The organism is Enterococcus sp. AZ062, from assembly GCF_051715065.1.
Classification (GTDB): Bacteria; Bacillota; Bacilli; order Lactobacillales; family Enterococcaceae; genus Enterococcus_B; species Enterococcus_B mundtii.
In genome coordinates this window covers 1-10,918 of record NZ_JBIOTB010000002.1, presented here as the reverse complement: position 1 = coordinate 10,918, position 10,918 = coordinate 1, and the positions used below count along the sequence as shown (strand labels likewise).

The 10,918-nt window shown below is 34.3% G+C and carries 12 protein-coding genes and 1 pseudogene; 2 read left to right on the top strand and 11 right to left on the bottom strand.

What is annotated here, in order from left to right; all coding sequences use genetic code 11:
• Positions 1-147: 147 nt before the first annotated feature.
• Positions 148-1,020 carry a LysM peptidoglycan-binding domain-containing protein gene (locus IGJ00_RS15370; RefSeq protein ID WP_438844598.1) on the bottom strand — a complete coding sequence of 291 codons (873 nt, stop codon included), beginning with the start codon at positions 1,018-1,020 and terminating at the stop codon, positions 148-150.
• A gap of 134 nt (positions 1,021-1,154) precedes the next feature.
• Between IGJ00_RS15370 and IGJ00_RS15365 the strand changes: the two genes are divergently transcribed.
• Positions 1,155-1,394 (top strand): hypothetical protein, encoded by a 240-nt coding sequence (locus tag IGJ00_RS15365; protein WP_438844597.1) that lies wholly within the window; start codon positions 1,155-1,157, stop codon positions 1,392-1,394.
• A gap of 16 nt (positions 1,395-1,410) precedes the next feature.
• Here the strand turns inward: IGJ00_RS15365 and IGJ00_RS15360 are convergent, their stop codons facing one another.
• The 5 genes from IGJ00_RS15360 to IGJ00_RS15340 form a co-directional block, all read right to left on the bottom strand.
• On the bottom strand, positions 1,411-1,608 hold the full coding sequence (locus IGJ00_RS15360) for a hypothetical protein (RefSeq protein WP_438844596.1): 198 nt from the start codon (positions 1,606-1,608) through the stop codon (positions 1,411-1,413).
• Between the two features lie 2 nt (positions 1,609-1,610).
• The gene (locus IGJ00_RS15355; protein WP_438844595.1) at positions 1,611-1,832 is read right to left on the bottom strand and encodes a hypothetical protein; all 222 of its coding nucleotides are present in this window, start codon (positions 1,830-1,832) and stop codon (positions 1,611-1,613) included.
• 120 nt (positions 1,833-1,952) lie between these two features.
• Positions 1,953-2,390 carry a hypothetical protein gene (locus IGJ00_RS15350; RefSeq protein ID WP_438844594.1) on the bottom strand — a complete coding sequence of 146 codons (438 nt, stop codon included), beginning with the start codon at positions 2,388-2,390 and terminating at the stop codon, positions 1,953-1,955.
• Between the two features lie 23 nt (positions 2,391-2,413).
• The gene (locus tag IGJ00_RS15345) at positions 2,414-2,800 is read right to left on the bottom strand and encodes a hypothetical protein (protein ID WP_438844593.1); all 387 of its coding nucleotides are present in this window, start codon (positions 2,798-2,800) and stop codon (positions 2,414-2,416) included.
• A gap of 445 nt (positions 2,801-3,245) precedes the next feature.
• Positions 3,246-3,518: a hypothetical protein gene (locus IGJ00_RS15340; protein ID WP_438844592.1), complete on the bottom strand. Its 273-nt coding sequence runs from the start codon at positions 3,516-3,518 to the stop codon at positions 3,246-3,248.
• Positions 3,519-4,518: 1,000 nt separating this feature from the next.
• On the opposite strand from IGJ00_RS15340, the gene IGJ00_RS15335 reads away from it, so the two are divergent.
• The gene (locus tag IGJ00_RS15335) at positions 4,519-5,520 is read left to right on the top strand and encodes a helix-turn-helix domain-containing protein (protein WP_438844591.1); all 1,002 of its coding nucleotides are present in this window, start codon (positions 4,519-4,521) and stop codon (positions 5,518-5,520) included.
• Between the two features lie 550 nt (positions 5,521-6,070).
• On the opposite strand, the gene IGJ00_RS15330 is transcribed toward IGJ00_RS15335, so the two are convergent.
• From IGJ00_RS15330 to IGJ00_RS15310, 5 genes and pseudogenes are all read right to left on the bottom strand, one after another.
• Positions 6,071-6,358: a type III secretion system protein PrgN gene (locus tag IGJ00_RS15330; RefSeq protein ID WP_169059064.1), complete on the bottom strand. Its 288-nt coding sequence runs from the start codon at positions 6,356-6,358 to the stop codon at positions 6,071-6,073.
• Between the two features lie 155 nt (positions 6,359-6,513).
• On the bottom strand, positions 6,514-8,007 hold the full coding sequence (locus tag IGJ00_RS15325; protein WP_438844590.1) for a primase C-terminal domain-containing protein: 1,494 nt from the start codon (positions 8,005-8,007) through the stop codon (positions 6,514-6,516).
• Between the two features lie 732 nt (positions 8,008-8,739).
• Positions 8,740-9,186 carry a hypothetical protein gene (locus tag IGJ00_RS15320; RefSeq protein ID WP_438844589.1) on the bottom strand — a complete coding sequence of 149 codons (447 nt, stop codon included), beginning with the start codon at positions 9,184-9,186 and terminating at the stop codon, positions 8,740-8,742.
• Between the two features lie 25 nt (positions 9,187-9,211).
• Positions 9,212-10,267 (bottom strand): ParA family protein, encoded by a 1,056-nt coding sequence (locus IGJ00_RS15315; protein ID WP_438844588.1) that lies wholly within the window; start codon positions 10,265-10,267, stop codon positions 9,212-9,214.
• Between the two features lie 127 nt (positions 10,268-10,394).
• A pseudogene (locus IGJ00_RS15310) lies at positions 10,395-10,918 on the bottom strand (hypothetical protein); the annotation flags it as partial.

Genomic DNA, 10,918 nt, shown 5'->3' with positions numbered 1-10,918 from the left:
ACAAAAAAAGACCAATGATTAAGCTCATTAGTCCTTTACAACAATTCCCGAATATGACGGGCTTCGGCATCTATTATTCATTTTTATCACCTCAACGTATAAAAAAAAGGCAAGCTTTTCAGCTTTACCTCTTTTTTACATTATTTTTTAATTATAAAATACAACTGTCCATCCAATTATATCGCCCTTAGCATTTAAGGCAGGATTTATTAAGAATCTGGTAAACTCAACAAATTTATCCTCAGCCCATAATGCATATGCTTGTGCATTAGCCTCTTCTTGAGTAGCTGCAAAAATGCCGCTGTTTCCAATATTAACAGGAATATTGTCAGTTTCATTACCTTCAGAGCCATTGTCTCCACCGGTACCATTATCGCCTTCACCTGGAGGGGTCGTTTCATTTCCATCGCCAGTAGAACCGTTATCGCCTCCTGTTGGTGGTGTCACTGTATTGCCGCCCTCAGTTGAGCCATTGTCTCCACCTGCTGGTGGTGTCACGGTGTTTCCACCGCCTGTTGAGCCATTGTCTCCACCTGTTGGCGGTGTTACTGTGTTTCCAGCATCCGTTGACCCACTATCTTCTGTTGCAGGAGGGGCAGGAACTGTCATTGCTGGAGAACCTTGATCATTATTAGAATCGGTTACTGGTGCTTGTCCGATTGGTTGCCCTGGATTTACTTTGTCGTTTTCGTTGATTACTGCTTGGCTAATAGTGTTCCCACTTTGATCTTGTACAGAAGCAACGTTTCCTTCAAATACTAACTTATTTCCTTCGAAAATGACATCTACATTCCCAATGCTATTCCACTCAGCTAATTTTTGTACTGAAATATTTGTCGCTCCGCTAATGGCGCTTAGAGTATCGCCCCACTTTATCGTGTATTCATTGCCAGAAATTTCAGCTTTGATTTGTTCAACTGATCGAGGCGTCCATTCTGCGGCCTCTGCTTTTTCCGTCTGAATAGCTAACGCTACTCCTCCAACGGTTACACCGATTGCTAACACTTTTAACATTTTCATTTATTCTTCCTTCTTTCTTTTTTGTATTATATAAATATAATAATATACATACAATGATAGACCAACAATTATATCGTGGATTTTTTTCTTTTTTTCATCTATACTACTTCTATAGATACTTAGGGGGTGTTAACATGAAAGATACCGATTCAAAAGAAATGCGAGAATGGATCTTAGATAATCTTGTTACAAAGCAAGGTGCTATGAAAATTACGGGTCAGTCCGGACCTGCCTTTCAACAAGCAGTAAGAACGAACATGGTCACTCCTTTTGTTGAATACAATGAGTCCCCAGTAGTGCGTTTATACTTAAAAAGTGAGATTGAAGCTTATGCAAAGCAAGTCGCACTTAGAAAGAATAGATTGAAAAAATGAATAATCAAAAGAACTATCATTCAAATGTAGGAATATCTTTTCCATCATGCGTACTAATTCCTGCGTCTAGTAGTGTTACCTCATATTCTGCTGCTCGTGGATAAGGTGCTAAAATATCTTTGACTAAAATTCCTGTTGGGTAAGTCTCTTCTACAATTTCAAACGTTGCATCGGCTTTATCTGGTAAAATTTTCAATAATTCTTTTAGTTTCATTTTCAGTTCGTCCTATTCCATAAACTCTCTCTTTCATTAACTTCAATATCCCAACGTTTATCACCGTAGAGGTATTCTAGTCTTTTTCTTTTCACTTCTAGAGTCAATTCTTTTTCCGAAATTTCTTCTAACAAATCACTAGCAAAACCACAATAGAAAAAGTCAGGTGCTTCAACTCTGCATTCAATTTTTCTTCTTTTTAAAGCTTCTTTCAAAGTTTCCATAACTTCGCCTTTCCACTATTTTTTCTCATTCCACAATCTCTATCTTTTTAAGAATATCGTTAATCTATTTAAAAGAAAAATCCCACCATATTTAATAAATCAGACAGAGGCTTCTGTCTTTTAGTAGTTCCGAAACATTTCTTCAGCAATGACTCCTGGAAGTTGATTACGCTGTTTTCGTTGATAATACGACTGTGTGACTCTTTCTCGATCGACGATAAAATAAATCCCTGTTTTCGAACGAATAATTTTTGCTACTGGGACTTCCTTCACCAGTCGTCCTTCTTCCAAATTGTTCACGACTCTCAACGAATGGATATAACGTAAATGGATCAACTGCTTCTTGTATAAGGGGGTAGACTGGACGACTTTATGCGTGACAATATAGGCCCGTTCTCCAGGTAATACTTCATCATGTTTGAACTGGATATTATTCGCAAACAAATCTTCTTGTCCGATCATAAACTCCAAGTCCTGCTCCTTTAACAATAGTTCCTCCAATTGGAAAAATCGCTTCTTTTTTCCTTTTATACTTTTTTTTGCTGTACCTTTTGCCATCCATTTTCCCCTTTCTTTTGTTTCTAGTGTGAAAAGACCACACCAAATTCAGTTATTTTCATTGTCTCTGTGCATTGTAACTGTCTAATCAGTCGTTCCGTTTTTTTCGCATGCCAGGCTGATTGATCGGTCAACCATCGAGAAAAGTGATCATGTGATAATTGTGACTTTCTTTGATTTTGCATATAATCAAACAACGCTAAATACTCCTGCATTGCCTCGACTCGAATGATTTCACCAGTTCCCATGACTCTTAATACCTTGCTATGCTGTAGCTGTTGGAACAATTTGAGTTGTCTTTCTTTTATCCAGTAATCATTCGTTTCAAACCAATTATCCAAACTACGACGCTTGATTGCATTACGCTTAGACTGCCGCATAAAAGTAAGTAATACTTGTATTTCAGTCATTCAACTCACTCCTATTTCTTATGCTATAAAGACATACCTGTTCACAAAGAACCGCAAACAAGTAGTAAAAATGGTACAACACTTTTCGGATAAGTGGGAACCTGACCGTTTTAGGATTACGGACAACCTGTCTCTCTTCATCATTTTGAGAGGTCCAAAGTATTTCTTTTCAGAACAAACAGCTGGTTTTTAAGGCGTTCAACTGCGCTACTTTTCTCGCCACATGCCAGAGACACGATCTTCTGCTAGAGTTACCAAATCAAGCAGTCTGTCATTTTTGAATGTATCTATCTCGCCAGACAGAAAACAGCAAGACCTTTCTCGTTTGATTCCAAAGCCAAACACTGCGCCCTAGATAAACGTCCGATACTATCCAGTTTTCAAGGATCATGTAAACAACGAAAAACGTTCTTTACAAACAGCTATGTCTTTCGTTAACGATCTTTCAAGCCCAGTCCTTCACTTTCATTGGTGGTTCAAGTATGATCAGTGATTGAGCCAAATGCTTTTTCTTCGCCATAATTTTTCCGCCACTTTCAACGACTGTTTTAATTTTGGGATAAAGCACCTCTATTTCTTTAACCGTTAGGTTTGTTTGATGAACAAATTTTCCATTTCCAAGATTTGCCCATATACTGCCATCGATTAAACGAATCGTAATCGCTCGTTGTAAAATCAATCGGGGCGAACAGGGCTTCATTCGTGTAGGCTTATTCATTTTTTACCCCTCCTTCACTAGCTGCTCGTGCGTAGATCAGAAAATAAAGGCAAACAAAAAGGAGGAATTCCACATGTGTGAAATTCCTCCTCAAAGATTGTAGTTGTCGACAACGCCCCATAACAGCTAATTTGATCGCTCAATTTACACCTACTCCCCCACTGAATCAAAGGTGTAAAAAAACGACTCGTATTAGTCTAAGCCAGTACACAAACGGCCTCACTCACCTTCTGTAAATCTCTTTCTAGGAATGTTTCATAAAAAAAGATTTTAAAAAATAAGTAAAAACGAATGAATACCACTCAGATGTTTGTTATAATTAGCAACGTTGTAGACTTCGTCTACAATTATCAAGGAGCAATCCAGCAACATGGTCGAATGTTGTTTGGACCCTTTGACTCTCAACGACCTTCAAACTGACGCCAATCAGTTTGGAGCGAGAGAGCTAAAGGTGCTCCTTTTTGTTTGCCTTCATTTCAAGAACTAGACTAAAATGTCTAGTTGCTTTTCGACAAACAAAAACTAGTACTTTATTTAATTCTTTTTAACGATAACATGCTTCTTATCCCTCTTGCAACAATAAATTATCCTAAATCTATTTAGACACTGCTCCCTTTGAAGAAAAATATCCTTTGATAAATACCGCTAATCCTTTATTTAATTTAAGAAATAAACACATACCTAAAGGTTTTCTAACTAGAAATAATTTGTCTTAATAGTTATTCTAATTTATACTAAATTTAGACAATTTACTTGAAAAAAAGATAATAAAAAGTTTCACATGATTCTTTAAATAAATTGGTCTATTCGTTTATTTGGGATAAAAATAACTTTTTAGGGACGTGTTACTTGTGCGTCACGTGGATCAATTGGAAATGGAAACATAGTGTTTCTCCTCCTTTTTTTATTACTGTACAGCTTTTAATATTGACGTCATATAAATCATACAACAAGTTTTTACAAAAATCTCCAAAAAACTGCTGACTTGTGAATTTCACAAATGGCCATTTTTTTGTTGACATTACTGAAAGGACATGGTATGAACATTCATTTACTTATACGAAAACTACGTATCAAACAAGGGGTGAAGCAATCTGAAATTGCAAAAGGGATTATGGACACCTCTGCTTATTCAAGATTTGAAAGAGGTGAACGTGCGTTAACTTCAACCGAATTAGAGTTGATCATGTGCCGACTCAATGCACATATAACGGATCTTAGCGACATCGAAAATATGGAAAATGCTGTCGCAGCAAAAATTAGAGAACTTACTCAAAAATCGATCACCAATGAGGTGGATTTAGACGAATTAAAGGACTTATACGAAATTGCTAAGGCAGAAAAAGATAAATCCTTGCGATCTTACCGAAGCTATTTATATATTAAACATCAATTTGAACAAACTGCACCATTCATCGAACCAATTACATCTGAAGAAATGGACAGACTTTTTGATCAAATAAAAAGTAAAAACTATTTAACAAACTATTATCTCCAACTGATTGCAGATTTTACCCCTAAGTTTAAAATTGTTCACTTAAAATTTTTCCTAGAAACTTTAAAAGATTATGAAGTAGATCATATCAGCTCAATTGATTGTCAATATTTACACGTACTTCCTGCAGCAATCTCTAACATAACCGATTCGTTGATAGATCATGCTGTTTTAGATCCAAATAATATTGATTTTGATCTATTAGCTAAAGCAGAAGAATCCTGCAACAAGCTTGGTGAAATATTAGACTCTCGGCCAATATTTAATTTCAACTTATTATTCACCTTGTTCAGAATTAGAATTGAATATTACAAATCATTAACTCCAGCGGACAAGGAAGTAGCCCTACAAAAAGCCAAAAATTACAAAAAAGAAGTAGAATTTATTGTTAACATGACAGACTATCATGGGAATAAAATTAAAACTACTGCTGATATTACTTTGTACAGTCTGAATAATTTAATCACTTCTGGAACACCTGGTGAAGTAGCCTATTTTATAGATTAGACAAATAGGTTTTTAATTGATCATCAGTCAAAACAGAAACTACAGCTTCGCGGAGACATTCCTAGATCTAAAACATACAAATTTATCTAGTCAATTCCTTCAACCCAATTATGCATTGGTACTTCTGGTAATCCTTCAGTTGATTCTACAAATTTCTTAACTGCGATCAGATATTCAATAAACCAGTTCTTAACATAGACAAAAATAAGGTTGTGAATATTATCAACTTTTTCTGTTTTTGCTTTTGGTATGCTTTTAGGATTGTTTTATATAATTCATTAGCTGTGTCGATTCCGTAATTCCCTATATCTTCAAAAATAACTACCGTACTAGTTTCCTTTTCTGCTTTGGCTTTTGATAGTATTTTTCCCTATATATTTCTTTTAGCTTATAATAAACTCTGACATTTGATACCTCAACATACTTGGATCACTTTTGTATTTCTTAAAAATACAAAAGTGATCCAAGTTATTCACCTAATTTATAAATAATACATAGCAAGAAAAGAAAAAAGAGAGTTTCCTCCTTTTTCTTCAAAATCAAACAAAAATTAATCGATATTTTCCTTTTTCTTTTTTGGATTTAATCCTTTTAAAAACTTATCCTCCAAGGCTAATAGTTCATCATAAACACTCCCCATAGACTGCCCCGATGATAAACTTAAACAGTACAAAAAATCGCAAGGTAACGTTGCTACAGAACGATTTCGGGTCACCCAACTTGCCACAGTAGACTGTCTATAATCATGAATCTCACAAAATTGTTCTACAGTCATCCCTAAGACACCGATAATAAAAACATTGATAGGATAAGGATAAACATAAGTATTGACACTCATGGTCAGTAAGTCCTCCTTCAAGACATATTATTGCATATGCGATAATAGTACCCCTCTTCGTAAAACAAAGCAAGCAGCGGACAACTAAAAAACTCCAAGAAGAAAAGGAACAGTATCAAAGATATATTGTAAAAGGCAATTTGCACCTTTTATTTTTACCCTGTATCTAATTCAAAAAGATTCACTTCTTTAAGGGGGTTCAAGGTAGCTGATAATTGTTTAAATGTCTCTTCTACCAAGCTCCCGTTTAATTCAAATACCTCTGTGATCCTTGTTGAATAAGCTAATCTGTTTTCTTTTCTTAATTGGAGGATCCTAATGAACAACATTTTGACTGAAGCAATGATCATTCCACCATTTCTTCCTCGTGTTACCTTGTAGAAAACCTTATTCTCCTCCCTTAACTCGGTTAAGATCTTATCAAGTGTTCGCTTGGGCATCGTGAGTTCTGAAGCCAACTCTTTTTTTGACATATTCAAATAAGGCTCACTAGCATGACTTTTTTCGCTTAGATAAGCCAATAGATCTTCTTTCCATTCTTTTTTATGACTATATTTTCTTTGTTCTCTTGGCTTTTTAAATTTCCACCAACCACGACGTTGAATAAACAAATCTTTCTCTTGCAGTCCTGCAGAAATCCATTGCTGGCACAGCTCTAAAACAAAATCACGTTGTGCTGCCTGGTACATTCCAGAATAAGCGCTTATAACGATTTTTCTTACTTCCGCTTCAGTCAAAGGTTCATTTAGTCGCTCATTAAACTCGAACATGTTGTATTCACATGTTTCCAGCGCATATCCTGAAGAGAAATAAGCAAGAGCCAATGTGAAAATCACATTATTTCGACCTAAACGGCCCTCTCCACCGATAATATCTGCTTTACGTAATAATAGATCGAACCAGGGTTCATCCACTTGTCGATACTCTTTTTTCTCAGGGAAAACAACAATTTTAGCTTTTCGTTCCGCTTCAGTTTTTTGACTAGAAGCTGTTTTCATTGACCAATTCAACCATTCTGAAAATGCGTATTGATAAGCTTTCTCGTAAAAAACTATATTTTTTTTGTTTGGAAAACGTGCAATTCCAAAGTGATTACAGCCCACATCGATTCCAGGTAATTGCTTTGCTAATTGCTTACGAATCGTTGTAGAAATACGTTTTGCAACTTCAACTACTTTGAAGTTGCTCTTTTTCGTTACGTAAGCTGGGCTACTTAATACGAAATACACTTGATAGCCATGATCAGACTCTAAAATCATTGTTGGCATATAACCAATCTGATCTAAACAAGCAAGAACAATCTCCCCTTCATGATTAACTTTTGTATCGATATCTACAACAAAAGTATTGATTTGGCTTAAATTATTTTCAGAATGTCCCTTAACTACTGAGCGATTTTCGTCAGCATACGTTCCATATCGATACACATTCGGTGTCCAATGTGTAAGCTTATTTTCGTTTTCAAGAATCGCTTCTTCAGATGTGATCACCATCCCACGTCCAGCATTCATTAATTGTTTTGTGCGGTACGCAAAGATAGCACCATTCCTACTCGTATTTTCATACTGAATAGGCTTAATGGTGCTGTTTCGATATTTATATGTTCGAATACCACTTTTCAAAAGCGTTGTATACAAATTAATCAACATCAACTTTACGTCCTTCCCACAGATTAAAAGAGAACACATCGAATATCTGCCGAAACAGCTATACTATGTGTTCTCTCATCAATGTTGATTAATATACTCTTAAAAAGCACATCAAATAAACGTTTTTATGTTGAGTTGCTCGTCTTTTTTTGGTAGAATACAGGTAGTCGGAATTGATTTCCGAATCCTTTTAAATATAAGTAGTTGGTAGCTACTTACATATTCTTGAGACGAGCGTGAACACATGTCCTAACCATGTGATTCAGAAAAATTAGTGGGGTCCAATCCATTAACTTTTCCGTCTCTTTTTTTTATTTTTAAATTCCTTTTTAGGTTACCACCTAAAATACGGTTGTGTAAATAGTTTTTTTCTCAACAATAGTTTACCATTTATTTCAATTTACGTAAAGTCACTTTCTTATTTTTTTTATTATGCTATAGTTGACTTAACGCTAGCAATAATGACATCAATAATACTATTACTATCTTTATTAATATTAATTTTGTTAACATTATTAATAATAGTATCAATATTGTTATTGAAATTGCTAGCAATATTACTATTATTATTAATATCAATATTAATAATAATTATGATAAAAGAATAATATCCGCGTGAAAAGACTGTAAAATAAGGTTTTTTCAAGCTATTAATATCATTAGCAACATTACTATTAACATTGCTAGCAAATTTAATAGTAATTTATTCAAAAAAAGAAGAGCTTGCACTCTTCATTTTTTTGGGGGAAATTGTTTTAATGCTTGATCCACGTATTCTCTATTTCTCTCAAAATATTCTTTTAGAGCGTTCTCCACAATCAAAGACTTTCCTCCGTTTTGCTTACCTACGAATTTTCCCATAGCATATAACTCATTTCGAAGGTCATCGTCATACAAATAAACATTCACTTGTGCATTTTTACTATTTTTCTTCTTTTTCCCTAATATGCTCGCTAGATCAGTGCTATTTTCCGATGGGGAAGTCTCTTCTTTTATAACTACTTTTCTATCTTCCTGCAATTCTTCTTTAGGGGCTGCTTTAACGTCCTTGGTTTCATTTTTCTTTTCGTCATTGATTAATTTTTTTTCTTTTGTATTAGTCTGATTAATCTCTAAATCTAATCCCGCCGTCAAATTTTCGGGAGTAAATCCTGATCTACCATTTACTGATCTGGCCATATTTTATCCTCCTCATACACATCTATTAGTAGCCCAATTCATCTACAAGATTTTTGAATACTTCTTTTAGCATGATAAGTGGTTCTCTTTCTTTTTTTGTTCTTACTGTATCAGTATCAATCATTGTATACGGCATATTGTATTTTGCTAATGCTTCAGCTGGCTTGATTGATTCTGGAATTACTGTTTTTGTGATATCAAGAGAATCGTTGTTTGAGCTAATAATTTGGCTGGAACTATCAAGAAACACAGAGTGTGTGATTGTCTGTTCTTTAAGTTTGACCGGAATAATCGCTTTAACATTAAGATTAGGATTTGTTTCTTTCCATGAATTAATAGTATTTATTGTTTTTATCAAACTTCTAAATGAGTATTTTTCTGGGTGGAATGGAATAAGAATATCATCTACTGCATTATAAACATTACCTGCGACAATTCCCAATTGAGGTGGAGTATCGATAATAATAAAATCATACTTTGTCTTCAAAGGGGCTATAGCCTTTTTAAGCAATACATAGATATCTTCAACACTTATTCCGCTATCTGCAATTTTCATTTGTAACTGTCTTAAGTGTCCTTGTGCCTCGTTTTCAAGACTCTCGACTTTAGATAATAGTTCATCATCCTCAACCATAGCTTTCAGAGAATTAATAATTAAGAGCAAATTCTTAATCATAGGTAATATATTTTCCATACCTGCTAACACTTCTTTATTGGCCATACCTGTGAGAACGTCGAGTTCAAAAAAGGCCATGTCATCATTCGCAGGAATAATATGCAGATTATCATTTATTTCAATTATGGCTTCTTCAGCTGGTAAATCATTTAATAAAACATCGTAGATAGTATTCTCAACCTTATCTGGGTTGATACCAAAAGTTAATAAAGCATTTCCCTGTGAGTCTTTATCAATCAATAGTACTTTATTATTTCTCCAGGGTTGCAATTTGTTAGGTCTTTGAGATAATTCTCCAGCCAAATTCACATTGATAGTAGTCTTTAAAACTCCACCTTTTTGTGTAGCAGAGGCAATACTTTCAGCATTATAAACAGGTTCTTTACTAATTTCAGTGTTATTCATCTAATCCTCCTAGTTGATTTATTGACTAAACTAGTTGCTATTAACATTGCTAGCAATGTTAATATTATTTTCACTAGTGATATTAATAGTATTGTTATTAGCAATATTATTAATAAAAATGCTAGCTTTATTCTTGAGCTTTTTGCTTTTTCCTTAACGCATCTTTGTAAACTGTATAAAGTTCCTCTAATAGATAGCTATCTTTTAAAACCTCAGAATTAACTCTATTTAATACTTCTTTCATCGCTTCATCATTGATGGATTCTGGAACAATTTCTTTTATAGTATCTTTCATAAATTGATCCAACGTACTTGTGAATGATAAGAACGCTCCTTGATCCTTAAAAACTAAAGTTGATTCTCTTTGTTCATCATAATAGTTTGCTAATTTCTCACCAATCTGGAAAGACATTTTTGAGAAGTCGTATGTATCTTTCCTCATGTTTACGATAGAGGGTCTGGTTACTCCAGTTCGCTTCTCTAACTCATATGCAGATAAATCTGAACTTAAAACGCTTTTTATTTTGCTTAAAGTATCCACTGAATCACTCCTAAATTTAATTTTCATACTATTTAATATTGCTATTACGATTGCTAGCAATATTATTAGTAAAATTACTATTAATATTAATGTCGCTAATAATATGATTC